Source organism: Rhodanobacter sp. Root480 (assembly GCF_001426645.1).
GTDB lineage: Bacteria > Pseudomonadota > Gammaproteobacteria > Xanthomonadales > Rhodanobacteraceae > Rhodanobacter > Rhodanobacter ginsenosidimutans.
The window spans coordinates 1-22677 of sequence record NZ_LMEX01000001.1; the positions used below are offsets into that span (position 1 = coordinate 1).

The 22677-nt window shown below is 65.6% G+C and carries 26 protein-coding genes and 3 pseudogenes; 17 read left to right on the forward strand and 12 right to left on the reverse strand.

What is annotated here, in order from left to right; translation table 11 throughout:
* The 13 genes and pseudogenes from ASD22_RS00005 to ASD22_RS00060 form a co-directional block, all read left to right on the forward strand.
* On the forward strand, positions 1 to 368 hold a 368-nt coding region (locus ASD22_RS00005; protein WP_235577457.1), incomplete at its 5' end, for a methyl-accepting chemotaxis protein.
* 198 nt (positions 369 to 566) lie between these two features.
* Positions 567 to 1179 (forward strand): cache domain-containing protein (locus tag ASD22_RS16950; protein ID WP_235577564.1); only part of this gene is annotated, 613 nt, incomplete at its 3' end.
* 1 nt (position 1180) lies between these two features.
* A pseudogene (locus ASD22_RS16955) lies at positions 1181 to 1670 on the forward strand (methyl-accepting chemotaxis protein); the annotation flags it as partial.
* 1 nt (position 1671) lies between these two features.
* Positions 1672 to 2144, forward strand: a pseudogene (locus ASD22_RS16960) (methyl-accepting chemotaxis protein); the annotation flags it as partial.
* 1 nt (position 2145) lies between these two features.
* Positions 2146 to 2513: pseudogene (locus ASD22_RS00020) on the forward strand (methyl-accepting chemotaxis protein); the annotation flags it as partial.
* Positions 2514 to 2584: 71 nt separating this feature from the next.
* The gene (locus tag ASD22_RS00025; RefSeq protein ID WP_156458912.1) at positions 2585 to 3619 is read left to right on the forward strand and encodes a hypothetical protein; all 1035 of its coding nucleotides are present in this window, start codon (positions 2585 to 2587) and stop codon (positions 3617 to 3619) included.
* Positions 3620 to 3722: 103 nt separating this feature from the next.
* The gene (locus tag ASD22_RS00030) at positions 3723 to 4229 is read left to right on the forward strand and encodes a chemotaxis protein CheW (protein WP_056077249.1); all 507 of its coding nucleotides are present in this window, start codon (positions 3723 to 3725) and stop codon (positions 4227 to 4229) included.
* 33 nt (positions 4230 to 4262) lie between these two features.
* Positions 4263 to 5981, forward strand: a complete 1719-nt coding sequence (locus ASD22_RS00035) for a methyl-accepting chemotaxis protein (RefSeq protein ID WP_082520071.1) — start codon at positions 4263 to 4265, stop codon at positions 5979 to 5981.
* Positions 5982 to 6863 (forward strand): protein-glutamate O-methyltransferase, encoded by an 882-nt coding sequence (locus tag ASD22_RS00040; RefSeq protein WP_235577458.1) that lies wholly within the window; start codon positions 5982 to 5984, stop codon positions 6861 to 6863.
* Positions 6860 to 7507, forward strand: a complete 648-nt coding sequence (gene cheD, locus ASD22_RS00045; protein ID WP_056077254.1) for a chemoreceptor glutamine deamidase CheD — start codon at positions 6860 to 6862, stop codon at positions 7505 to 7507. Before ASD22_RS00040 ends, cheD begins: the two co-directional genes overlap by 4 nt.
* Positions 7508 to 7586: 79 nt before the next feature.
* On the forward strand, positions 7587 to 8678 hold the full coding sequence (locus ASD22_RS00050; protein ID WP_082520147.1) for a chemotaxis response regulator protein-glutamate methylesterase: 1092 nt from the start codon (positions 7587 to 7589) through the stop codon (positions 8676 to 8678).
* A 17-nt stretch (positions 8679 to 8695) separates the two neighbouring features.
* Positions 8696 to 9874, forward strand: a complete 1179-nt coding sequence (locus ASD22_RS00055) for a methyl-accepting chemotaxis protein (RefSeq protein WP_056077263.1) — start codon at positions 8696 to 8698, stop codon at positions 9872 to 9874.
* 10 nt (positions 9875 to 9884) lie between these two features.
* Positions 9885 to 10181 (forward strand): STAS domain-containing protein, encoded by a 297-nt coding sequence (locus ASD22_RS00060; protein WP_056077265.1) that lies wholly within the window; start codon positions 9885 to 9887, stop codon positions 10179 to 10181.
* 114 nt (positions 10182 to 10295) lie between these two features.
* On the opposite strand, the gene ASD22_RS00065 is transcribed toward ASD22_RS00060, so the two are convergent.
* From ASD22_RS00065 to cdd, 6 genes are all read right to left on the reverse strand, one after another.
* A complete protein-coding gene (locus tag ASD22_RS00065) occupies positions 10296 to 10658 on the reverse strand; it encodes a hypothetical protein (protein WP_056077267.1) in 363 nt (120 codons plus the stop codon).
* 269 nt (positions 10659 to 10927) lie between these two features.
* Positions 10928 to 11290 (reverse strand): hypothetical protein, encoded by a 363-nt coding sequence (locus tag ASD22_RS00070; RefSeq protein WP_056077270.1) that lies wholly within the window; start codon positions 11288 to 11290, stop codon positions 10928 to 10930.
* Positions 11291 to 11362: 72 nt separating this feature from the next.
* The gene (locus ASD22_RS00075; RefSeq protein ID WP_056077273.1) at positions 11363 to 11950 is read right to left on the reverse strand and encodes an NUDIX hydrolase; all 588 of its coding nucleotides are present in this window, start codon (positions 11948 to 11950) and stop codon (positions 11363 to 11365) included.
* 65 nt (positions 11951 to 12015) lie between these two features.
* Entirely contained in the window at positions 12016 to 12903 is an 888-nt protein-coding gene (locus ASD22_RS00080; protein ID WP_235577459.1) for a 5'-3' exonuclease H3TH domain-containing protein, read from the reverse strand.
* Positions 12903 to 13472 (reverse strand): nitroreductase, encoded by a 570-nt coding sequence (locus ASD22_RS00085; protein ID WP_056077280.1) that lies wholly within the window; start codon positions 13470 to 13472, stop codon positions 12903 to 12905. The genes ASD22_RS00080 and ASD22_RS00085 overlap by 1 nt, the downstream gene beginning before the upstream one ends.
* Positions 13473 to 13532: 60 nt before the next feature.
* A complete protein-coding gene (gene cdd, locus ASD22_RS00090) occupies positions 13533 to 13943 on the reverse strand; it encodes a cytidine deaminase (protein ID WP_056077283.1) in 411 nt (136 codons plus the stop codon).
* A gap of 114 nt (positions 13944 to 14057) precedes the next feature.
* Here cdd and ASD22_RS00095 point away from each other — a divergent pair, with 114 nt between their 5' ends.
* A complete protein-coding gene (locus ASD22_RS00095; protein WP_056077286.1) occupies positions 14058 to 15158 on the forward strand; it encodes an NAD(P) transhydrogenase subunit alpha in 1101 nt (366 codons plus the stop codon).
* Between the two features lie 67 nt (positions 15159 to 15225).
* Here ASD22_RS00095 and ASD22_RS00100 read toward each other — a convergent pair whose 3' ends face one another.
* The 3 genes from ASD22_RS00100 to ASD22_RS00110 are packed head-to-tail and all read right to left on the reverse strand — an operon-like array spanning position 15226 to position 16769.
* The gene (locus tag ASD22_RS00100) at positions 15226 to 15753 is read right to left on the reverse strand and encodes a DUF3106 domain-containing protein (protein ID WP_056077289.1); all 528 of its coding nucleotides are present in this window, start codon (positions 15751 to 15753) and stop codon (positions 15226 to 15228) included.
* A 3-nt stretch (positions 15754 to 15756) separates the two neighbouring features.
* Positions 15757 to 16191 (reverse strand): hypothetical protein, encoded by a 435-nt coding sequence (locus tag ASD22_RS00105; RefSeq protein ID WP_200945306.1) that lies wholly within the window; start codon positions 16189 to 16191, stop codon positions 15757 to 15759.
* Complete coding sequence (locus tag ASD22_RS00110) at positions 16188 to 16769, reverse strand: RNA polymerase sigma factor (protein ID WP_056080677.1); 582 nt, start codon at positions 16767 to 16769, stop codon at positions 16188 to 16190. The genes ASD22_RS00105 and ASD22_RS00110 overlap by 4 nt, the downstream gene beginning before the upstream one ends.
* Before the next feature lie 136 nt (positions 16770 to 16905).
* Here ASD22_RS00110 and ASD22_RS00115 point away from each other — a divergent pair, with 136 nt between their 5' ends.
* Complete coding sequence (locus tag ASD22_RS00115) at positions 16906 to 17214, forward strand: NAD(P) transhydrogenase subunit alpha (protein ID WP_056077291.1); 309 nt, start codon at positions 16906 to 16908, stop codon at positions 17212 to 17214.
* Positions 17211 to 18668: an NAD(P)(+) transhydrogenase (Re/Si-specific) subunit beta gene (locus ASD22_RS00120; protein WP_056077295.1), complete on the forward strand. Its 1458-nt coding sequence runs from the start codon at positions 17211 to 17213 to the stop codon at positions 18666 to 18668. The genes ASD22_RS00115 and ASD22_RS00120 overlap by 4 nt, the downstream gene beginning before the upstream one ends.
* A 61-nt stretch (positions 18669 to 18729) precedes the next feature.
* Here ASD22_RS00120 and ASD22_RS00125 read toward each other — a convergent pair whose 3' ends face one another.
* A complete protein-coding gene (locus ASD22_RS00125; protein WP_056077297.1) occupies positions 18730 to 19158 on the reverse strand; it encodes a hypothetical protein in 429 nt (142 codons plus the stop codon).
* Between the two features lie 206 nt (positions 19159 to 19364).
* Between ASD22_RS00125 and sufT the strand changes: the two genes are divergently transcribed.
* Positions 19365 to 19922 (forward strand): putative Fe-S cluster assembly protein SufT, encoded by a 558-nt coding sequence (sufT, locus tag ASD22_RS00130; RefSeq protein ID WP_056077299.1) that lies wholly within the window; start codon positions 19365 to 19367, stop codon positions 19920 to 19922.
* A gap of 347 nt (positions 19923 to 20269) precedes the next feature.
* Here the strand turns inward: sufT and ASD22_RS00135 are convergent, their stop codons facing one another.
* Together ASD22_RS00135 and ASD22_RS00140 are read right to left on the reverse strand one after the other, a co-directional pair.
* Positions 20270 to 20590, reverse strand: a complete 321-nt coding sequence (locus tag ASD22_RS00135) for an H-NS histone family protein (protein WP_056077304.1) — start codon at positions 20588 to 20590, stop codon at positions 20270 to 20272.
* A 281-nt stretch (positions 20591 to 20871) separates the two neighbouring features.
* The gene (locus ASD22_RS00140; RefSeq protein ID WP_056077307.1) at positions 20872 to 22569 is read right to left on the reverse strand and encodes a proline--tRNA ligase; all 1698 of its coding nucleotides are present in this window, start codon (positions 22567 to 22569) and stop codon (positions 20872 to 20874) included.
* Positions 22570 to 22677 lie beyond the last annotated feature (108 nt).

Sequence of the window (22677 nt, forward strand, 5' to 3'; positions counted from 1 at the left end):
CGCTGACCGGCATCGTGGACAGCGTCAAGAAAGTCACCGACATCGTGGCCGAGATCGCCGCTGCCAGCCAGGAGCAATCCAGCGGCATCGACCAGGTCAACCGCGCGGTGATGCAGATGGATGAAGTCACCCAGCAGAACGCGGCCCTGGTGGAGGAAGCCTCCGCCGCCGCCCGCGCGATGCAGGAGCAGGCCAACGAATTGCGCCAGCAGATGACGTTCTTCCGGGTGGACAAAACCGAGCGGACGACACCTGAGGCAGCTCCGCCCAAGCGTGTGGCGGAAACCGCGGTACCACCGCGACGCCAAGTGGCGGCCCGCCCTGATGTGATGCGGCCGGCCATGGCCGGCGAGTGGACAGAATTTTGATGTGCGCGTTGCCGAGTGTCGTCGCTCGCCGCACCTGACTTTTTTCATCATCTTTGGATTTACAACATGTTTTCGTTGAAACGTTGGTCGTTCAATCGCATGAGCCTCAATGCACGGGTGGCTCTGGTGGTTGTCGTGGTGATCGCGGGGCTGGTTGGCCTTACCGTGATGAATGCCTTCGAGAGCCGTACGCGGCAGATGGAAGGGCTGGAGCGCACCTTGCGCAGCGAGATCGAATCGGCCATCTCGGTGGCTACGGCTTACGATAAGCGGGCAGCCGCCGGCGAGTTCAGCGCTGCCGAAGCCAAGCGTCTGGCATTGCGACAGATCGAGGACATGCAGTGGGACGAAGGCACCGGCTACATTTTTGCCTTCGATACCGGCCTGACCATGCGCATGCATCCGCTGAAGAAAAAGCTGGTCGGCCAGAGCATTGCCAAGGAAACCGATGCCAAGGGCAAGCCGCACTATCGCCTGATGGTGGAGGGCAACCTGAAGAACGGACACACCCTGATCCGCTATACCCAGATCATGCCGGACGGCAGCGGCAAGGACAAAATCACCTACAGCCAGTTGTTCAAGCCGTGGGACCTCAATTTCTCGGCCGGCGCCTATTTCGACGATATCGATGCGCAGTTCCAGCACTCGTTGATGATGAACCTGGCCAAGGCGGGCCTGGTGGCCTTGCTGGTGATCCTGCTGGTGTGGCTGTCGATGCGCAGCATCCGGCAGAGCATCGGTGGCGAGCCGGATTTCGCGGTGAAGATGGCCTCGCGCATCGCCGATGGCGACCTGGTCATCGACGATGAAANCGATGCGCAGCATCCGGCAGAGCATCGGTGGCGAGCCGGATTTCGCGGTGAAGATGGCCTCGCGCATCGCCGATGGCGACCTGGTCATCGACGATGAAAGGACCTTCGCCAGCGGCAGCCTGCTCGACGCGCTGGCGCGGATGCGGCTGCGGCTGACCACCATCGTGGGCGAAGTGCAGCACGGTTCGCAGGCAGTCAGCACGGCGGCGCACCAGATTGCCAAGGGCAACGACGACCTCAGCCAGCGCACGCAGGAGCAGGCGTCCAGCCTGGAAGAAACCGCCGCCTCGATGGAGGAAATGACCTCCACCGTGAAGCAGAACGCCGAGAACGCCAGCCACGCCAACCAGCTGGCGCGCGGCGCGCGCGAGCAGGCCGAACACGGCGGTGAAGTGGCGGCGCGGGCGGTCGAAGCCATGGGCGAGATCAACGCCTCCAGCCGCAAGATCGCCGACATCGTGGGCCTGATCGACGAGATCGCGTTCCAGACNCGTGATCCGGCGCGAGCTGATCGGCGAGTTGATGTGCCACCCGAACACGGCGGTGAAGTGGCGGCGCGGGCGGTCGAAGCCATGGGCGAGATCAACGCCTCCAGCCGCAAGATCGCCGACATCGTGGGCCTGATCGACGAGATCGCGTTCCAGACCAACCTGCTGTCCTTGAATGCYGCCGTGGAAGCGGCGCGCGCCGGCGAGCAGGGCCGCGGCTTCGCCGTGGTCGCCAGCGAGGTGCGCAAYCTGTCGCAGCGCAGTGCCGCGGCGGCGAAGGAGATCAAGGGGCTGATCAGCGAAAGCGTRCGCCGGGTGGAAGCGGGCAGTGCGCTGGTCGACGAGTCCGGCGCGGCGCTGACCGGCATCGTGGACAGCGTCAAGAAAGTCACCGACATCGTGGCCGAGATCGCCGCTGCCAGCCAGGAGCAATCCAGCGGCATCGACCAGGTCAACCGCGCGGTGATGCAGATGGANCGCTGACCGGCATCGTGGACAGCGTCAAGAAAGTCACCGACATCGTGGCCGAGATCGCCGCTGCCAGCCAGGAGCAATCCAGCGGCATCGACCAGGTCAACCGCGCGGTGATGCAGATGGAYGAAGTMACCCAGCAGAACGCGGCCCTGGTGGAGGAAGCCTCCGCCGCCGCCCGCGCGATGCAGGAGCAGGCCAACGAATTGCGCCAGCAGATGACGTTCTTCCACTTGACCCCGGACGAGGCGGCACCTGCCGCCCCGGCGCCCGTATCCGCTCGCCCTGCGCGGGCGCAGCCGCGTCGCGTGACCAAGGCCATGCCGGTGCGCACCGCAGCATTGGTGGCCCCGGGCGACTGGACCGAGTTCTAGGGCCTCGTCCCCGCAGCTATCCCCGGGAGCGGCACGCTGCCGCTCCCTTCTCCTTTTCCACGGAAATAACCATGAATTCTGTTTGGATGTCGGCCCGGCACGCGATGCCGGTGCTTGCGCTCGGTAGCGCATTCGCGCTGGCCACCCCAGCCGCCAGCGCCGGCGATTTCAGCTTCGGCGGCAAGGTGTTTGCCGATATCAGTCAGCTGCAGAAACAGGACCACGCGGCGGGTACCGACACCCGTGCGTGGGACGTCGATCTGAAGCGCCTGTACCTGGATGCGGATTACGCGTTCGACCCCGCGTGGTCGGTCCATGTCACCACCGACGTGAACTGGCTGCGCGGCGAGCGCGACCCGGACGTATGGCTGAAGCACGCCTATGTGCAGCGGCAGTGGGACGGCGGCACCCGCTTGCGCGTGGGCGTGGACGACATGCCCGCGCTGGCGCTGACCAGCAAGTGGTACGGCTACCGCTACATCGACCCCATCGGCACCTCGATCCAGAAGATCGACAGCGCCGCCGATTGGGGCGTGCACCTGACAGGCGTGCTGGCGCCGAAGGTGGATTACGCCGTGTCCGTGGTGACGGGCGGCGGCTACAAACACCCCACCCACGGCCGCCGCGCCGACGTCGAGGCGATGGTGACGTGGCATACCAGCGAACACACGATGCTGGCGCTGGGCGGCTTCGATGGCCAGCTTGCCGCCAGCGCGGATGCGCGGCCGCTTTACCACACCGCGCGCCGGCTCGACCTGCTGGCAGCCTATGCCAGTGACGTCTGGCGCCTGGGCATGCGCTACAGCTACGCCAGCAACTGGACCACGCTGTACAGCGTGAACAGCGAGCGCAACGGCAGCTGGTCGGCCTGGGGCAGCGTGCAGGTGGCGCCGCAATGGAGCGTGTTCGCCCGTTACGACCGGGCCCAGCCCACGCGCCTGAACGATCCCTCGCGCCGCGCGATGTACGCCAACGCCGGCGTGCAGTGGCAACCGGTGAAGCGTCTGCGGCTGGCGCTGGCGTTCAAGCGCAACGCCCTGCGTCGCGACAACGGCGAGATCCGGCGCAGCAATGAAGCCGGTATCTGGAGCGAATACTCGTTTTGAACCGGAGCGGCGCCATTCCGGCCCCGCTCAAGTTTCCCCTTCAAGCGCCGACAAAGTCAGGGCAGCAGGACGTCTGCAGGCGTCCGTCAACAGGTAGCAGGCCATGCACGAAAACAACCAGGACGCGGCAACAACGTTGCAGCAGCTCACTTTCACTCTCGCCGGCGAGGAATACGGCGTGGACATTCTGGCCGTACGCGAGATCCGCGGCTGGTCACGGGTGACGCGCATTCCGCAAACCCCGGAACATCTGCTTGGCGTGCTCAACCTGCGCGGCGCGATCGTGCCGATCATGGATCTGCGCCTGCGTTTCGGGCTGGAACGCGAGAGCTTCGGCGACAACACCGTGGTGATCATCGTGGCGGTGGAAGAGCGTCTGTTCGGCATCGTCGTTGACGCTGTGTCCGACGTGGTCGACATCGACCCGGCCGCGATCAAGCCCGTGCCCGACATGGGCGTGGTGGTGGACACCCGCTATCTGAAAGGCCTGGCCACCCATGTGGAACGCATGGTGATGCTGCTGGATGTGGAAAAACTGATGCGTCCTGAAGACGTCGAAACGCTGGACGCCGCCATGCCGGACGTCCGTGACGTCGAAGTTGCCGCCTGACCCCGGGGATAGAAAATGAAGCTAAAAACATTCATGGCACGCTTTACCAAGATGCCCACGCTGAGCGTCAGGACCCGCCTCATCGGCGTGCTCGGCATGCTTGGCGCGATGTTGATTGGCGGCGCGATCATCGGCCTCGGCGCCATGCAGATGCAGAACAACGGCACGCGCGAGATCTATCACGACCAGATGGTGCCGGCGAACCTGGTGGCCACCATCACGCAGCGCTCGCTGATGTCGTACATCGCGCTGGGCGAGGCGGCGTCGCTGATGAGCCAGCCCGACCAGATGAAGCAGAAGATCGACGACTTCACCAAGTCGCAGGCCGAGATCGCCGAGCTGAAGAAGAAGCTCGCCGCGCTGCCCAAGAGCCCGGAAATCGAGAAGCTGTACAAGGATTGGACCTCGACCGACGCCGACCTGGAGTCGAACAGCAAGGATCTGCTGGACGCGTTCGCCGAGAAGGACGAGGCCTCGCCCGACCTGCTCAACATGCAGGTGCGCCCGCTGATGCTGATGCGCCAGGCCACGCTGGCCAAGATCATGCAGGCGCAGCAGGCCACGGCGCTGAGCATCTACGACGGACAGGTGAGCCGCTACCAGACGGTGCGGGCTTTTACGCTGGCCGCGCTTGGCGGTGGCTTGCTGGTGGCGTTGATCGTCGGGGTGCTGCTGATCCGCTCGATCACCGGCACGCTGCGGCGCGCCGTGGAAGTGGCGCATGCCATCGCCGACGGCAACCTCGGTCACGATATCGAGGTGGGTCGCAACGACGAACTGGGCAAGCTGTTGAATGCGTTCCGCACCATGGACGATCGCCTCAGTGCGATCGTGGGTGAGGTGCGCCAGGGCTCCGAGGCGGTCAATACCGCCGCGCAGGAAATCGCCCGCGGCAACGACGACCTCAGCCAGCGTACCCAGGAGCAGGCATCCAGCCTGGAAGAAACCGCCTCGTCGATGGAGGAAATGACCTCCACCGTGAAGCAGAACGCCGAGAACGCCAGCCATGCCAACCAGTTGGCCCGCGGTGCCCGCGAGCAGGCCGAGCGCGGCGGCGAAGTGGCCAGTCGCGCGATCCTGGCGATGGGCGAAATCAATGCCTCCAGCAACAAGATCGCCGACATCGTTGGCCTGATCCAGGAGATCGCCTTCCAGACCAACCTGCTGGCGTTGAACGCCGCGGTGGAAGCGGCGCGCGCCGGTGAGCAGGGTCGCGGCTTCGCCGTGGTCGCCACCGAGGTGCGCAGCCTGGCGCAGCGCAGCGCCGGCGCCGCCAAGGAGATCAAGGGGCTGATCGCCGACAGTGCCGAGAAGGTGCGCAGCGGCTCCGAGCTGGTCGACCAGTCCGGCAAGGCGCTGGCCGAGATCGTGGACAGCGTGAAGAAGGTCACCGACATCGTGGCCGAGATTGCCGCGGCCAGCCAGGAGCAGTCGGCCGGCATCGACCAGGTCAACAACGCCGTCATGCAGATGGACGAGATGACCCAGCAGAACGCCGCGCTGGTGGAAGAGGCCTCGGCCGCCGCCCGTGCGATGCAGGAGCAGGCCGGCGAACTGAGCCGCCAGGTCGGCTTCTTTCACCTGAGCGAGGACGGCGACGACGTGGACGCCGCCGCGGCACAGGCGCGCACGCAGAAAGTGGCGGTGGCCACCGAGGCCGTGTTCGCCGCCATGCGCAATGCGCCCGCATCGAAAACGTCGCCGGCGACCGCCGACGCCGGCAATGCAAGCGGTGCCTGGAAGGAGTTCTGAGTGAGCGTGTTGTCCGCCCCGGCTAAGAATGATCCGGCTGCGGCGGGCAGCAATGGCCCCGTGCTGCAAACCGCGGAGTTCGAGTTTCTGCGCCGTTTCGTGCTGGAGCACTGCGGCATCTCGCTGGGCGACCACAAGCATCAGCTGGTGCAAGGTCGCCTGCAGCGGCGGCTTCGCGCCCTTCGCCTGAAGGGTTTTGCCGAGTATTGCGACGTGTTGCGGCATGACCCGCAGAGCGAACTGGGTGAACTGGCCAGCGCCATCAGCACCAATGTCACCAGTTTTTTTCGCGAAGTGCATCACTACGAACTGCTGGAGAACGAGCTGCTTCCCGCGTGGCTGGCACACAAGCAGCGTGCCGGTGACCGCTTGCGCATCTGGTCGGCCGGGTGTTCCAGCGGCGAGGAGCCGTACGCGCTGGCGATGGTGCTGGCCGAGGCCCTCGCGCGCAACAACAGCACGCTGGACGCGAAGATCCTGGCCACCGACCTGTCGCCGCAGGCACTGGCCACCGCCCGCAGGGGCGTCTATCCGCTGGACCGCCTCGGCGGCATCAGCGCGGAGCGCTGCCGTCGCTGGTTGCTGCGCGGCACCGGCGAGTACGAAGGCCTCGCCAGCGTGCATCCGCAGCTGCGCGAGCTGGTGACGATCCAGCCGCTGAACCTGCTGCATGACTGGCCCATGAGTGGGCCGTTCGATGCCATTTTCTGCCGCAACGTGGTGATCTATTTCGATCAGCCCACCAAGCAGCGCCTGTTCCGCCGCTACGCGCAGTTATTGCCGGTGGGTGGTTACCTTTTTCTCGGTCATTCCGAATCGCTGCATGGCATCAACGACGATTTCGAACTGATTGGCCGCACGGTCTACCGGAAACGCGGATGAATATTTCGACCTTCGCGAAACCCACGGCGCCGCCGCCGCGTGCGCTTCCCGGTTTCGAACATCTGCGTCGCTACTGGGACCCGGTCAGCGCGTGCATGACGGTGAAGGTCCTGCCCGGCGAGCTGTATGTCAGCACCCAGGAAGAGCTCGTCACCACGGTGCTGGGTTCGTGCGTATCAGCCTGCATCCACGACGCGCGCCGGGGTATCGGCGGCATGAACCATTTCATGCTGCCCGAGCCGCTGGGCGAACGCGATGGCTGGTCGTCCACCATCAGCCGCGCGGCGCGCTACGGCAGCGACGCGATGGAGCAGCTGATCAACGGTGTCCTCAATGCCGGCGGCCAGCGCGCCGACCTGCAGGTGAAGATTTTCGGCGGCGGCCGTGTGCTGGCCCAGCTCAGCGATGTGGGGCAGCGCAACATCGAGTTCGTGCAGCGCTACATCGAAGTCGAAAAGCTCAATCTGTGCGCCTCCGACCTGGGCGACATCTACCCCCGCCAGGTGCAGTTTTTTCCGCAGAGTGGCCGCGTGCGGGTACGCCAGTTGCGCCGCCGCGACGATGTGGCGCTGGTGGCCGACGAGCGCGGTTACCTCAAGCGTTTGGCAAATGATCCGATAAAGGGTGAGGTCGAGTTGTTCTAGCGACCGCGGCGGCAGGCACGCGGATTGACAGTGCTGTCGCATGCGACAGGGTTTGGATTACGGCAGGGTGATGGACAACATGGAAAGAGTGCGTGTTCTGGTGGTCGATGACTCCGCATTGGTGCGCAAGCTGATGTCGACCATGCTTGCCTGCGATCCGGCGATCGAGGTGGTCGGCACCGCTGCCGATCCGTTGATCGCGCGCGAGAAGATCAAGCAGCTGAACCCGCACGTGCTCACCCTGGACGTCGAGATGCCGCGCATGGACGGCCTCACCTTCCTGGAGAACCTGATGCGGCTGCGACCGATGCCGGTGGTGATGGTGTCGTCGCTGACCGTCGAGGGCGCGGACGTGACCTTGCGTGCGCTGGAACTGGGCGCGGTGGATTTCTTCGCCAAGCCCGACAGCGACCTGGCCAGCCGCTTCGGCGAAAGCGCGCAGGAGATCTGCCACAAGGTGAAGATGGCGGCCACCACGCGGCCGCGCGCGCGCACCGCCGTGCGCAAGCTGGACGTGCCGCCACGCCTGTCGGCCGACGCCGTGCTGCCGCGCGCGCAGACCGCGGGTACCCGTGGCGGCAGCCCGCTGATCGCGGTGGGCGCATCCACCGGCGGCACCGAAGCGGTGCGCGTGCTGCTGGAAGCGATGCCACCGGATGCGCCGCCGATCCTGGTGACCCAGCACATCCCGGCGGCGTTCAGCGGCCCCTTCGCGGCGCGGATGGACCGCTGCTCGGCGATGCGCGTATGCGAGGCCCGCGACGGCCAGCCCATCCAGAGCGGCCATGTCTACATCGCGCCGGGCAGCCACCACCTGCTGGTGATGTGGGACGGCGCGCGCTACGTGTGCCGTTTGCACGACGGCCCGGCGGTGAACCGGCACAAGCCCAGCGTGGACGTGCTGTTCCGTTCGCTGGCGGCCAGCGCCGGGGCGGCCACGGTCGCGGTGCTGCTTACCGGCATGGGCGACGATGGCGCGCGCGGCCTGCTGGAATTGCATCAGGCTGGCGCCACCACCCTGGTGCAGGATGAAGAAAGCTCGGTCGTCTGGGGCATGCCCGGTTCGGCCTGGAAGCTCGGTGCGGCTAGCGAAATGCAGCCGCTGGACCATATTGCCGCGCGCCTGCTTGCGCTGACGCGCCAAACTCACGTAAGCGCCACGAGCGCCTGACCTGCGGATCGTCACTCATGCTTTTCACTGCCCCCAGCGCCACCAAATATCCCGTCTACGGCGGGCTTGCCAGTGCGGTTGCCTTGCTGCTTGCCCTGTTCGTGCGCGAAGCCTGGCTGGCGCCGTTGCTGATCGTGCTTCTCACCATCGTGTGGATCATCGAAAGCCGGACACGCAACACTGAACAGGTGCCCGCGGCGGCGCCCGGCAACATCGAGCCCGTGCGCGAGGCGCTGGATGACATGCGCGGCGCAGTGGTGGACGAGTTGGGCCACGCCACCCGCGAGCTGCACCAGGGCCTGGACCTGCTGCGCGATGCCGTGCTCGAACTCGGCGGCGGCTTCGACGGCTTGTCCAACAAGACCGCGCTGCAGCAGTCGCTGCTGAAACAGATCATCGGCGGGCAGGAGGGTGGTGTCTCGGTGCAGGATTTCGCGGCGCGCACTGCCGACCTGCTGCAGCATTTCGTGGGCATGATCGTGCAGATGTCGCGCGAGAGCCTGCGCATCGTCTACCGCATCGACGGCATGGCCAAGGAAATGGACGCCGTGTTCGGCCTGCTGCGCAACGTCAACACCATTGCCGAAGAAACCAACCTGCTGGCGCTGAACGCGGCGATCGAGGCGGCGCGCGCGGGCGAATCCGGTCGCGGTTTCGCGGTGGTCGCCGGCGAGATCCGCAACCTGGCCAGCAACTCCAACCAGTTCAACGAGCAGATCGGCAGCCACGTGGAGCGTGCGCGCGCCGCGATGGAGCAGCTGCGCGGGCTGGTGGGCACCATGGCCTCGCAGGATCTGAACGTGGCGCTGTCGGCCAAGGGCGGCATCGACGCGATGATGGCGCACGTCACCGAGAGCGACGCGCGTACCAGCGCCGTGGCCGACCAGGTCGTCGAAATCAGCCGTGGCCTGGGCAGCGACGTGTCCACCACCATCCGCTCGCTGCAGTTCGAGGACATCCTCAGCCAGCTGATCAACCAGACCCGCACGCGCCTGATGGAGCTGCAGGAAGTCACCGCCGAGTGCACCCGCGACATCGAAGAGCTGGCCTGCGGGCCGGACGACGCCGAAGTGCTGCAGGCCCACGCGCAGCGCCTGCGCAGCCGCCTGGCCATCCAGCGCGAGAAAGCCCGGCTGCGTTCGCGCGGCCCGGCCTTGCAAAGCTCGATGGACGCCGGCGAGATCGAGCTATTCTGAGGAACCCACCATGATCGTCCACCACGACAGCGACAACGATTGCCTCACCCTGCAACTGGGCGAGCGCTTCGACTTCAGTATCCACCGTGAATTCCACGACGCCTGCCTGCGCGACGGTGTCGCCCGCAGCTATGTCATCGACTTCAGCGAAGTGAGCAGCATGGACAGCTCCGCGCTGGGCATGCTGCTTCTGCTGCGCGAGCATGCCGGCGCGGACAAGGCCGACATCCGCATCGTCAACGCCGGTACCGAACTGCGCGGCACCTTGCGCGTGGCCGGCTTCGACAAGCTGTTCGTACTGCATTGAGCGGGCGCCCGCGTGGCGGGCCGCGCATCCATCCGTCAGTGGGTCATGGGATGGCGGGCATAAAAAAGGCTCCTTTCGGAGCCTTTTTCGTTTCCATCGGTGCGCTTTGAAGACTTACCAGATGCGCACGTCCGTGATCGTGGCGGTGAACGCGCTCATGCCGTCCTTGTAGCGGAACAGGCGGCCCACGTCGAAGCTGACCTTGTCGCCCGGGCCGATGTTGCCGGTGCCGGCGGGCCACACGTCCTTGCTCTGCAGGACGTTGCCCTTGTCGTCCTTGATGTCGATGCGGATCTGCCCCGCGGCTGCTTCGGCGCAATGGTTGACCAGGTCACCGCGCAGGGTGATGCGCGTGGACGAACCCACGCTGGTCATGGCCGGCGAGAAGTTGGCGATAGCGAAATCCTTGACGGCGCAGGCCGCATGCGCACCCATCGGCAGCAGAAACAAGGCAGTGGCGGCAAATAGTATTTTCATAGGTGAGTGTCCATCCGTACAAAGCCAGAACAAGTCGATATACCCATGATCGGCCACGCCGCCGGATTCTTTAGCCGCACCCACGACGATGCACGCCGCACGCCGGCACCGCCCGTTTTCAGCGGTGGCCGGGCGCAGCGAGGCGGCTCGGCGTCATCGCCGGGCGGTGTTCTTTTCTACGGGGGGATGGCGGTTACGCCGGTGCGATTGTCATCGTTCGTATCACCGGGGGAGGCCGCCGCATGCGCGGCGGCGATCCCGGCTGGTGCTTACCAGGTGCGCACGTTGATGATGCTGACGGTGTAGGTGTCCATGTCCGACTGGTAGCGGAACAGGCGGCCGAGGTCGAACTTGGCCGTTTCGCCCGGGGCAATGTTGGACGTGCCGGCCGGCCAGCCTTCCTTGCTCTGCAGCACCTTGCCGCTGGCGTCCTTCGCTTCGATCCGGATCTGGGCTGCCGAGGCGGTGGCGCAGTGGTTGGCCAGCTCGCCGGCGAGGCGCAGGCGCATGGAGGAGCCGGAACCGGGAACCTGCGGCTTGAACTCGGTGATCGTGAAATCGGTGGGCGAGCAGGCGGCATGGGCAGCCAGCGGCGACAGCAACAGCAGAGCGGAGGCAAGCAGAATTTTCATGGGGACGGATCCATCTGTGAGGGGGCGCCGATGTGGGTCGGCATACTCATGGCGGCAATCCGTCGAAAATCTTTAGCTCTTTTTGTTCGCCGCTTCGGTGGCCGGGGCGCCGTGCTCGATGAACCACAGGCCGGCGAACAGCTTGGGGTCGATCGAATAACCTTCGGCGGCGCGCGCGAACAGCCAGGCACCGGCGTCGCGCCGCGGTACTTCGTGGACGACGATGTTTTCCGTTTCGTCGCCACCGCCAGGGCCGACTTTTTCCAACTCCCACGCGCGCACGAACGCGATCATCTCGGTACTCATGCCCGAGGACGACGGACCGGTGTGGATGAACTCCACGCGCTGGCAGCGGTAGCCGGTTTCCTCTTCCAGCTCGCGCTGGGCGGCCAACAGCGCGCCTTCATCGGCCTGGTCCGGCAGGTCGCCGACCAGGCCGGCCGGCATCTCGATGGTGTTTTGCAGGATCGACACCCGGTACTGCTCGACGAACAGCACCTTGTCCTCCGGCGTCACCGCCAGGATGATCACTGCGCCGCCGGGGTTGTTGCGCTCGGCGTACTCCCAGCGGCCACGCTTGCGCAGGCTGAGCCAGCGGCCTTCGCACAGGGTTTCCACGGGAGCATGCGCGTCGGCCGGCACATTTTCAGCTGGGGTCATCGTTGTCGCCTGTCAAAGAGATACCGCCATGGTGATACCGCGCGGCGCGGGCAACAACCGTGGCATCAGCGCAGCAGGGCACGCAGGCGGCTGCGGGTGAAGGCGCCGAACCGCAACTGCTCGCACAGCGCTTCCAGCACGGCGGGATCGGCCGGTTGCCGTCGCAGCGCTTCCGTCGTGGTCATGCCCGGTGCGTCCAGCGCGATCCGCGTCAGCCGCCGGTAAGTACGCGCGTTCTCCGCGTGTTCGCGCAGCTTGACGGCGCAGCTGGCCGCGCCGCGCAAGCGCAGGAAGGCCACCTCGTCGATGCGGTCGAGCAGGTTGTCGAGACTTCCGAAATGGGTGAGCAGCGCCGCGGCGGTTTTCGCACCCACGCCCGGCACGCCGGGGATGTTGTCGATCGCGTCGCCGCACAACGCCAGGTAGTCGGCGACCTGATGCGGGTGCACGCCCAGCTTTTCATGCACACCGCCCGGACCCCAGCGCAGGTTGCGCGCGTAGTCCCACTGTTCGTCGTGTTCGCCCAGCAACTGGCCGAAATCCTTGTCGGCCGACACGATGACGCTGCGCCAGCCCTGCATGCGCAGGTTCCAGGCGGTGCTGCCGATCAGGTCGTCGGCTTCGTAGGCGTGGTCGATCATCATGCAGATGCCGAGCGCCTCGGTCACCGCGCGACATTGCACGAACTGGCGCTCCAGCGACGGCGGCGGCAGTTCGCGGTTGGCCTTGTAGGCGGGGTAGATCGTGTTGCGGAACGAACTGGTCAGCGAAGCGTCGAACGCCACCGCGATGTGGTCCGGCTGCGCCCGTTCCAGCAGTTCGCACAGGAAGCGGGTGAACCCGTGCACGGCGTTGATCGATTGCCCGTCGGCATCGAAAAACTCGTCCGGCATGGAATGCCAGGCGCGAAAGACATAGAGGCTGCCGTCCACCAGGTGGACGGTGGACGGCATCACGCTGTCCATGTGCTGAGCAGGTCGTCCAACGCGGGCCGGTCGCGATCGGCGATGTCCGCCTGCGGCGTGCCGATATGGACGAAACCGATCACCTGTTCGTTGTCGGCCAGGCCCAGGATGGCGGCGGCATCGCGGTCGTAGGCAGCCCAGCCAGTGAGCCACTGCGCGCCGAAACCCAGCGCATGGGTGCCCAGCAGCAGGTTGTGCGCCACGCAGCCGGCGGACAGCTGCTGCTCGATGACGGGCACCTTGGCGTGGGTGTCGATATTCGCCACCACCACGATCACCAGCGGCGCAAAGAGGTAGCGCCGTCGATCCTTGTCGAGCTTGGCGTCGGAGATGTCCGGATGCTTGGCGAGCGACAGCGCCACCAGCTTTTCGCCGAATTGCAGCTTCGCCTCACCCTGCAACCGGATCAGGCGAAACGGCACCAGCTTGCCGTGGTCGGGCACCCGCACCGCTGCCTCAAGCAGGGTGCGCAAGGTGGCTTCATCGGGAGCGGGCGCGCCCAGTTGCGGCGCGGGGACGGAGTGGCGTTGTTGCAACAGTGTCAGTCCGGAAAGCATGGGGAACTCGATGATGCGGGAACGCCCATGCTAGGAGTGGATGCGCTGGAAGCCAAGCAATTACCGGGACAACGTGAACGCGCCCGGCAGCAGTGCATCCACCGTGGTTTCCGACATGTCGCCGCGCAGATTGGCCAGCAGCACCGGCATCCGCGCATCGCACAGTTCGGCCATCACCTGGCGGCAGGCGCCGCAGGGGCTGGCCACACCATCGGTATCGGTAACCACGGCCAACGCGGCGAAGTCGCCGGGCTGGCAGCCGGCCGCCACCGCGTTGAAAAGGGCGGTGCGCTCGGCGCAGTTGCACAGGCCGTAGGCGGCGTTTTCCACGTTGCAGCCCTGGAATGGACGGCCATCACGGGTAAGCAGCGACGCACCTACCTTGAACTTCGAATACGGCGCGTAGGCCCGGTCACGCGCCTCGCGTGCCAGGGTCAGCAGGTCTTCGGACGTTTCGCGGGGTAGCGACACCGGCTATATCCATGCAGACAGCGGGAGCGTCGGCGGCGGCAGGGACATCACACGCCAGGCAACTGCGCCCATGGGCACGCTAAGATAACCCAACTCTCCAGCAGGGAACGTCCGATGTCGATGACCGTAGCCGCCTTGAGTGAAACCGCCGCAGGGGAACGACGCGTGGCGATCACGCCGGAGATGGCCAAGAAATGGCGGGCCCGCGGTGTACGTATCCTGCTGCAGCATGATGCGGGGCGCGCCGCCGGTTTTCCCGATGCGGCCTATGCGGACGTGGAATTCGCCGACGCGGCCGCGGTGCTGGCGCAAGCGGATCTGCTGGCCTGCGTGCTGCCGCCTGACGATGCGGCGCTGGCGCAGTTGCGGCCGGGCAGTGTAGTGGTGGGTCAGTTGCGCCCGCACGGCGCATCCGCGCGCATCGCGCAACTCGTCGACGCCAAGCTGACCGCCTTTTCGCTGGAACTGCTGCCGCGAACCACGCGGGCGCAGGCGATGGACGTGCTCAGTTCGCAGGCGGCGGTGGCAGGTTACCGGGCCATGCTTATCGCAGCCGAGGCCTCGCCGAAATTCTTCCCGATGCTGACCACCGCCGCCGGCACCATCCGGCCGTCCAAAGTGCTGGTGATCGGTGCCGGCGTGGCGGGGTTGCAGGCGATCGCCACGGCACGCCGGCTGGGTGCGCAAACGGAAGGCTACGACGTGCGCCCGGAAACCCGCGAACAGGTGGAGTCGCTGGGCGCGAAGTTCCTGGAGCTGGGTGTCAGCGCCGCTGGCAGCGGCGGTTACGCGCGCGAGTTGTCGGCGGAGGAACGCGCCGCGCAGCAGCAGGCCCTGGCCGAGCACCTGAAATCCATCGACGTGATCGTGACCACCGCCGCGGTGCCGGGCCGACCGGCGCCGAAGATCCTCAGCGCGGCGATGGTCGAGGGCATGAAGCCGGGCGCGCTGATCGTGGATCTCGCCGCCGAAGGCGGTGGCAACTGCGAACTCACCCAGCCGGGCCAGCGGGTGGAGCACGCTGGCGTGGTGATCCTGGGGCCGCTCAACCTGCCGGCCGGTGCGCCTTTGCACGCCTCGGAAATGTACGCGCGCAACGTCTTCAACTTTGGCGAGCTGCTGCTGCGTGACGGCGCGCTGGCACCGGATTTCGAGGATGAGCTGGTGGCCAAGAGCTGCGTGAGCCACGCCGGCGAGGCCCGTTTCACGGCGTGAGTGTCGTGCGGTAGGCCGGGTGATTCGCCGCGACGATGAGGTCGCGGCTTCCGGTTCGGTCAGACCATCACTGCGGATGTGATGGTGGCGACGGTTGGTCCGATGAAGGCGGTTGCGCCGCGGGCGCCGTCGGTTCGCGCCATTCCAGCCGCTGTTTCGGCGTCAGCGCGCGCCACTCGCGTATGAGGCGCTCGCGCTGCGGCGGCGGCAGGCTCTGGAAATGCTCGAACGTGGCGTGCAGTTGTTCGCGCTGCTCGCGCGGCATCTTGTGGAACTCGCGCATGTTGGCGCGGGCCTGCCGGCGCTGCTCGGGTGTCATCTGCTGCCAACGGGCGATGCGCTCGCGGATTTCCGCGCGCTTTTCCGGTGGCAGCGTGGCCCAGTGTTCGGCGCGACGGAGCATGTGCGCCCGTTTGCGTGGCGACAAGCTGTCCCACTCCTGCTGCAGCGGTGCCAGCACGTCGCGCTGGGCGGCGGAAAGGCTGCTCCAGGATGGCGGCGGCGTACCCGCGTCGTCCTGCGGTGGGGCGGCAAAGGCATTGCCAAGCGCGCCGGCCAGCAGCAGGGAGAGTGCGATGCGGAGTAGTGGTTTCATGACTCAGCGCGTCGTCGGGTGGTGGTCGGCAGCAGCCAGCCAGGTGTAGAAATCGAGGTTCTGGTAGAGCACCGGATCGGTCTTGTCGGCATCCGGCGGCAACTCGTTGTCGAGGTCGGTGGCTGCCTCGACGGTGGTGGCTGGCCGGTTGCTGCCTTGCGGCAACGGTTGCCACAGCATCAGCGACGCCAGGGCGATCACCGCCACGGCGCCGGACGGAATCAGCCAGCGGCTGACCTGGTGCGATGGCTTGCCTGCCGTCTCCAGCGCCTGCCGGCGGGCCGCGCGCAAGCGCCCGGCGGTTGCCGGGTCGACGCGTCGGCCAGCTTCGCGGTAAAGCTCGCGGGCGCGCTGTTGCAGCCGCTGGTCGGACAGGTCGCCCGCCAGGCTGCCGGATCGATCACCAGGCCGGGTGGACTCGGTGTCGGGCATGTTCATCGCCAGTTCTCCAGTTGGTCGCGCAAGGTGTGCATGGCGCGCGACAGATGGGTTTTCACGCTGCCTTCGCTGCAGCCCATGGCTTGCGCCGTTTCCTTGCCGTCGAGGCCTTCCAGCATGCGCAGCATGAAAGCTTCGCGCTGGCGCCTCGGCAAGGTGTTCACCGCGGCGGCCATGTCTGCATAGGACTGCACGTCGTGCAGCCGGTCGAGCGGGCCTGGGTTCTGGTCAGCGGGCTCCCATACCGGGAGTTCGTCGCCATCCTTGTCGTGGCCGCCGCCGAGCCAGCCCACCACGATCGAGCGCACCTTGCGCCGCCGCTGCAGGTCGACCACGCGCCGCCGCAGGATGCCCCAGAACAGCGGCGCCCATTCTGCGGCGGGCTTGTCCCGGTAGTGCTTCACCAGCCGCAGCATCGCGTCCTGCACCGCGTCCATGGCGTCTTCGCGGTGACGCAACTGCATCTCGGCCATGCGGAACGCGCGGCGCTCGACCTGCGCCAGGAACGCGTCCAGCGTGGCCGGTGTCGCCTCATCGAGCACCATGTCCGCGCCAAGCGCGTCGACCGCCGTATTCATGGCTGGCGCGCCCGTGTCGTCGCGTGCTGCATTTTCGGGCTCCATCGTTCGACTCCATAGCTTGAACGCGCCAAGCTCGCGCCGGTTGACGGACAACCGTATGATGCGTGAACCAAGTTCCTGACAGGGTGGGGTCATGATCGACGGTTTCCTGGCACTTTACATCTTCATGCTGGCCGCGTTCTGCGGTTACGAAATCATCGCGCGGGTGCCGGTGATCCTGCATACGCCGTTGATGTCCGGCTCCAACTTCATCCACGGCATCGTGCTGGTGGGCGCGATGATCGCGCTCGGTCATGCACAGACCCCGTTCGAGATAACCATCGGCTTCGTGGGCGTGCTGCTTGGCGCCGGCAATGCCGCGGGTGGCTACGTGGTGACCGAGCGCATGCTGGAGATGTTCAAGTCGAGCAAGCCGGGCGCCGGCAAGGGAGATCAGGGATGAGCCTGCTGCCGACCTTGATCAAGGCGTGTTATTTCCTCGCCGCGCTGCTGTTCATCCTGGGGCTGAAACGCATGAGCTCGCCGCGCACGGCGCGCGGCGGCATCGTGTGGGCCGGTGTGGGCATGCTGCTGGCGGTGCTGGCGACGTTCTTCCTGCCAGACATGCACAACCGCAGCCTGATTGTTGCCGCCGTGCTTATTGGCGTCAGCGCCGCGTGGTGGACCGGTCGGCGCGTGGCGATGACGGCGATGCCGCAGATGGTGGCTCTGTACAACGGCATGGGCGGCGGCGCGGCGGCGGCCATCGGCGCGGTCGAGCTGATCGGCTACGCGCGTGCGTTGGGGCTGCTGCACGTGGTGCCGAATACCTCGCCGCTGCAGCCGGAGAGCTGGGCGATAAACGGTCTGCCGCCGATGCTGTCGCCGGTGGAGCTGTCGCTGGGCGTGCTGGGTGCCTTGATCGGCACGGTGAGTTTTTCCGGTTCGCTGGTCGCTTTCGCCAAGCTGCAAGGGTGGATGGACAAGCGCTTCGTGTTCCCCGGCCAGCGCGTGGTGAACATGCTGCTGCTGGCCGCCGCGGTTGTGGTGGGCGTGGTACTGGCGTCCGGCCATGTCAGCGGGCCTCTGATCGCACTTTTCTTCGTGCTGGCGTTGCTGTTCGGCCTGCTGATGACGTTGCCGATCGGCGGCGCCGATATGCCGGTGGTGATCTCGCTGTACAACGCGTTCACCGGCCTGGCCGTGTCGTTCGAGGGTTTTGTGCTGGGCAACGAGGCGATGATCATCGCCGGCATGGTGGTCGGCGCGGCCGGCACCTTGCTGACCCAGTTGATGGCCAAGGCGATGAACCGTTCGATCGGCAATGTGCTGTTCGGCAGTTTCGGTGCGGCCGGTGGCGAGGCGCAGGCGATCGAGGGCGCGCAAAAGCCGGTCGAGGCCAGCGATGCGGCGGTGATGATGGCCTACGCCGAGCGCGTGGTGATCGTGCCCGGCTACGGCCTGGCGGTGGCGCAGGCGCAGCACAAGGTATGGGAGTTCGCCCAGTTGCTGATCAAGCGCGGGGTGAAGGTGAAATTCGCCATTCACCCGGTGGCCGGCCGCATGCCCGGGCACATGAACGTGCTGCTGGCCGAGGCGGGCGTGCCCTACGACCTGATTGCCGACATGGACGAGATCAACCCGGAATTCCCCGCCACCGACGTGGCGCTGGTGATCGGCGCGAACGACGTGGTGAACCCGTTGGCCAAAACCGACCCGGCTTCGCCGATCTACGGCATGCCGATTCTCGACGTCAGCGCCGCGAAACACGTGATCGTGATCAAGCGTGGCAAGGGCACCGGCTTTGCCGGCATCGAGAATGCACTGTTCTACGCTGACAACACCCGCATGCTGTACGGCGATGGCCAGGCTGCCGCGGGCCAGCTGGTGAACGAGCTGAAATCGCTGGACGACTGAGCGCGCGTGATGCGATCGAGGAAAACCACGGGAAGTGGTTTTCCTCACCAGTGCCGATGCGTCAGTTGCTCCGCCGGGGCCGGCTTGCGAGTACCGCAGCCAGCCCGGCGGCGACCAGGTACCAACCGGCATCAGCCGCCGAGAAGCCCATCCGTGCCAGTTGCAGCAGCATGCCGGCGCCCGCCGTGCGCAGTGCATCGACGATACCCATGCCCATGTTGGCGGCAACCAGCGCACCAGCCATCAGCACATTGACGTACAGCGCCGCCAGCAGTGCGGCGAGCGCGGCAAGTAACGCCGCAAAGCGGCCCGGCGACTGCACCCAGTGCCGTATGGTCCATGCCAGCACCACGGCAAACGGCAACGCCAGCCAGGACGTGGCGTGGCCCGCGTAGAGAGCGGCCACCATCCACACGGCGCCGGCCGCGAGTCCCAGCATGGCAGCGCAGACGAGGGCGAACAGCGCGCGGAAAACGGAATGCACGCTCATGAATGCGACGGGCGCGAAAGAATGGCGGTCACATTGATTCCCCGGGTAAAGCCCCGATCATAACGCGAGCGCGAAGAGCCACGCCCGTCGCGGGCGGCTGACTGGCTCTCGCTTGATCTGGAACAAGCAGCCCGGGGCGACGGGCGGCATAATAGAGCGCCGGCGCGGTGTCTTGTCGCGCCCATTGATTCGGGTTGGACAGTGGTATGAGTGGTTTCAGTTTGAGCAGCGAACCTTTCACCCTGTTGCGTGATTGCAACGCGGTGATGGTGCCGCAGGGTGAGGTGATCACCTTGCCGGCCGGCCAGATCGGCTACATCACGCAGGCGCTGGGCGGCAGTTTCACGGTCTATGTCGACGGCAACCTGTTCCGTATTGCGGGCGACGATGCCGATGCACTGGGCAAGCCGCCACCGGAGGCGATCGAAGTGGCTGCCGACGCCACCAACGAGGACGTTGAGAAACTGGCCTGGGACCAGTTGCGCACCGTGTTCGATCCGGAGATCCCGGTAAACGTGGTCGACCTTGGGCTGGTTTACGACCTCAGCCTGGAGCAGACCGCCGAAGGCGATCGCAAGGTCTACGTGAAACTCACCTTGACCGCACCCGGCTGCGGCATGGGCGACATCCTGGTGGATGACGCGCGCACCAAGCTGGAGATGATCCCCACCATTATCGAGGCGGACGTGGATCTGGTATTCGATCCGCCTTGGAGTCACTCGATGATGTCGGACGCCGCGAAACTCGAAACCGGCATGCTCTGACCTGGCCGCGCAGCTCGGCTTGACGACCTAGCCAAACCTCAGCACCCCAGAAACACCGTAATGCCCTCTCCCCTGCGGGGAGAGGGCAGGGGAGAGGGGGCCACGCCGCGGGGAAGCCCCAACCAAACCTCCCACGGTATCGAAAAGCCCCGTCACCCACTTCCCCGCGAGCACCCTCTCCTCAATCCTCTTCCCAAGGAAAGAGGAGACTTTCTTTGGGAGTGCTCCATATATCGCGCATCACAAAAAAACCGCATGCGTCCGGGACGCATGCGGGTTTGATACTTTCAACCGCGGCACGAGGGCATTGTTCGCTACATGCCTGCCGCGCAAGCGCCAGAAACGAATCAGATCGCCAGATCCTTTTCCTTCTTGCCCGCCTTCAAGGCATCGTTGTACCAGCGCGGGCGCTTGCCGCGGCCGGACCAGGTCTGGGCCGGGTCGGCGGGGTTGCGGTATTTCGGTGCCACCGGACCGGTGCGACGGGACTTTCCGCGGCTCTGGCCGAAAATGTCCTCGAAGCTGTAACCCTCGGCCTTGATCAGCGCGTGGACTTTCTCGCGCAGCTTGACCACCTTTTCCTTGCGCAGCTCCGTCTGGCGCGTTTGTGCCTTGCTGATCAGTTCGTTGAGCTGGTTATGGTTGAGGTTCTTGATATCGACGGCCATGGGGAACTCCGGGAGTGGTTATCAGTAATGTGGAATTGGCTGCAACGGGGTGGAACAAACGAAGTGCCACTGCATGATTCTCCACGAAAAGAAAATTGAATGCAAAGCAGGCGCCCATTAGCTGCACGCGTCCCCCGTGACGATTAACTCGATCACATCGGTTTCACGTGGTCCGGGGGGAGCCGTAATGCATTGCCGTGTAGTTAATTTGCGGCCGCCGCCCGATAACGGGGCGGCATTCGTGTGCTGTCGTGACAGGTACTTTGTACCCGCTGCGCGAATCAGCCAAGCAGGTCGAATAGCTGTTCCTGGGTAATGGCCCGGCTCTCGGTTTCGGTACGCCCGCGATATTCAAGCGTGCCCGCGGTGAGGCCGCGGTCGCTGATCACCACCCGGTGCGGAATGCCGATCAATTCCATGTCGGCGAACATGCCGCCGGGACGCAGGCCGCGGTCATCCAGCACGGTTTCGATGCCGCGTGCATTGAGTGCTTCATAGAGCGCCTGCGCCGCTTCGCTTACCGCCGGCAGGTGCTTCGGGTTGATTACGCAAACCGCGACACGCCATGGCGCCATCGCTTCGGGCCACACGATGCCGGCGTCGTCGTGGCGCTGCTCGATGGCCGCCGCCACGATGCGGCTCACGCCAATGCCGTAGCAGCCCATGGTCATTACCTGCGTCTTGCCCTGGTCATTCAGCACCACGGCGTCGAGTGCTTCGGCGTATTTCGTGCCGAGCTGGAATACGTGGCCTACTTCGATACCCCGCGCAATATGCAGGATGCCTTCGCCATCGGGTGAACGATCGCCCTCGACCACATTGCGGATATCGGCGATGCGGGTGATGCGCGCATCACGCTCCCAGTTGGCGCCCGTGTAATGGGTGCCGTCGGCATTGCCGCCGCAAACGAAATCGGCGAGCACGGCGGCGTCGCGGTCGACAATGACCGGAATCGAATCAGGCAGTTTCACCGGCCCGATGAAGCCCGGGCGGGTTCCGACGGCGGCGAGAATTTCTTCCTCGCTCGCCAGTATCGATTCGCCACCCAGCTTGTCGAGCTTCGCCGCCTTGACCTCGTTGACCTGGTGGTCGCCACGCAGGCACAACGCGACGAGCCCGTCGCGTCCGCGCAGCAGCAGGGTTTTCACGCAACGCTCGGGTGAGACGCCGAGGAACGCAGCGACGTCCTCGATGGTTTTCTGGGTGGGCGTAGCCACTTGCTGCAACGCCGTCGTGGCGGCCGGGCGCTCACTGGTGGGCGCCAGCGCTTCTGCTTTCTCGATATTGGCCGCGTAATCGGAACCGTCGGAAAACGCGATGGCGTCCTCACCCGAATCGGCCAGCACCTGGAACTCGTGGCTGGCATTGCCGCCAATCGCACCGGTATCCGCCTGCACCGCGCGGAAACTCAGCCCGAGCCTGGTGAAAATGCGGGTGTATGCCTGATACATCACCGCATAGGTGGCGGCCAGCGATTCCTGCGTGAGGTGGAAGGAATAAGCGTCCTTCATCAGGAATTCGCGCGCGCGCATTACACCGAAGCGCGGGCGGATCTCGTCGCGGAACTTCGTCTGGATCTGGTAGAAATTGACCGGCAGCTGCTTGTAGCTTTTCAGCTCGTTGCGGGCAAAGTCGGTAATGACTTCCTCATGCGTGGGGCCGTAGCAGAACTCCTGCTGCTTGCGATCCTTGATTTTCAGCAGCTGTCCGCCGAATTTCTCCCAGCGGCCGGTTTCTTCCCAGAGTTCACGCGGCTGCACCGACGGCATCAGCAGCTCGATCGCGCCGGCGCGGTTCATTTCCTCGCGCACCACGTTTTCGACCTTGCGCAACACGCGCAGCCCCAGCGGCGACCAGGTGTACAGGCCGGAGGCCAGCCGCCGGATCATGCCGGCGCGAAGCATCAGCTTGTGGCTGGCGATTTCGGCGTCGGCAGGGATTTCCTTGACGGTGGCCAGGTGGAATTGGCTGAGGCGCATGCGAGTGGATCCGGCGGAGGGGAAAGGCGCCGATTATAGCCGTCAGACCGCGCTGGAAGCCGCTATGCAGCGTGAATGCGGGTTTTCCGCCGGCGCGTTTGAAAGGCG

Bases quoted from the DNA above. Each gene is read 5' to 3' on its own strand.
- sufT (WP_056077299.1), top strand. From the start codon at position 19,365: ATGAGTGGTTTCAGTTTGAGCAGCGAACCTTTCACCCTGTTGCGTGAT.
- ASD22_RS00120 (WP_056077295.1), top strand. From the start codon at position 17,211: ATGAGCCTGCTGCCGACCTTGATCAAGGCGTGTTATTTCCTCGCCGCG.
- ASD22_RS00050 (WP_082520147.1), top strand. From the start codon at position 7,587: ATGGAAAGAGTGCGTGTTCTGGTGGTCGATGACTCCGCATTGGTGCGC.
- cheD (WP_056077254.1), top strand. From the start codon at position 6,860: ATGAATATTTCGACCTTCGCGAAACCCACGGCGCCGCCGCCGCGTGCG.
- ASD22_RS00140 (WP_056077307.1), bottom strand. From the start codon at position 22,569: ATGCGCCTCAGCCAATTCCACCTGGCCACCGTCAAGGAAATCCCTGCC.
- ASD22_RS00125 (WP_056077297.1), bottom strand. From the start codon at position 19,158: ATGAGCGTGCATTCCGTTTTCCGCGCGCTGTTCGCCCTCGTCTGCGCT.
- ASD22_RS00035 (WP_082520071.1), top strand. From the start codon at position 4,263: ATGGCACGCTTTACCAAGATGCCCACGCTGAGCGTCAGGACCCGCCTC.
- ASD22_RS00060 (WP_056077265.1), top strand. From the start codon at position 9,885: ATGATCGTCCACCACGACAGCGACAACGATTGCCTCACCCTGCAACTG.
- ASD22_RS00070 (WP_056077270.1), bottom strand. From the start codon at position 11,290: ATGAAAATTCTGCTTGCCTCCGCTCTGCTGTTGCTGTCGCCGCTGGCT.
- ASD22_RS00080 (WP_235577459.1), bottom strand. From the start codon at position 12,903: ATGCCGTCCACCGTCCACCTGGTGGACGGCAGCCTCTATGTCTTTCGC.
- ASD22_RS00095 (WP_056077286.1), top strand. From the start codon at position 14,058: ATGTCGATGACCGTAGCCGCCTTGAGTGAAACCGCCGCAGGGGAACGA.
- ASD22_RS00075 (WP_056077273.1), bottom strand. From the start codon at position 11,950: ATGACCCCAGCTGAAAATGTGCCGGCCGACGCGCATGCTCCCGTGGAA.
- ASD22_RS00025 (WP_156458912.1), top strand. From the start codon at position 2,585: ATGAATTCTGTTTGGATGTCGGCCCGGCACGCGATGCCGGTGCTTGCG.
- ASD22_RS00115 (WP_056077291.1), top strand. From the start codon at position 16,906: ATGATCGACGGTTTCCTGGCACTTTACATCTTCATGCTGGCCGCGTTC.
- ASD22_RS00100 (WP_056077289.1), bottom strand. From the start codon at position 15,753: ATGAAACCACTACTCCGCATCGCACTCTCCCTGCTGCTGGCCGGCGCG.
- ASD22_RS00065 (WP_056077267.1), bottom strand. From the start codon at position 10,658: ATGAAAATACTATTTGCCGCCACTGCCTTGTTTCTGCTGCCGATGGGT.
- ASD22_RS00030 (WP_056077249.1), top strand. From the start codon at position 3,723: ATGCACGAAAACAACCAGGACGCGGCAACAACGTTGCAGCAGCTCACT.
- ASD22_RS00055 (WP_056077263.1), top strand. From the start codon at position 8,696: ATGCTTTTCACTGCCCCCAGCGCCACCAAATATCCCGTCTACGGCGGG.
- ASD22_RS00085 (WP_056077280.1), bottom strand. From the start codon at position 13,472: ATGCTTTCCGGACTGACACTGTTGCAACAACGCCACTCCGTCCCCGCG.
- ASD22_RS00135 (WP_056077304.1), bottom strand. From the start codon at position 20,590: ATGGCCGTCGATATCAAGAACCTCAACCATAACCAGCTCAACGAACTG.
- ASD22_RS00110 (WP_056080677.1), bottom strand. From the start codon at position 16,769: ATGAATACGGCGGTCGACGCGCTTGGCGCGGACATGGTGCTCGATGAG.
- ASD22_RS00105 (WP_200945306.1), bottom strand. From the start codon at position 16,191: ATGAACATGCCCGACACCGAGTCCACCCGGCCTGGTGATCGATCCGGC.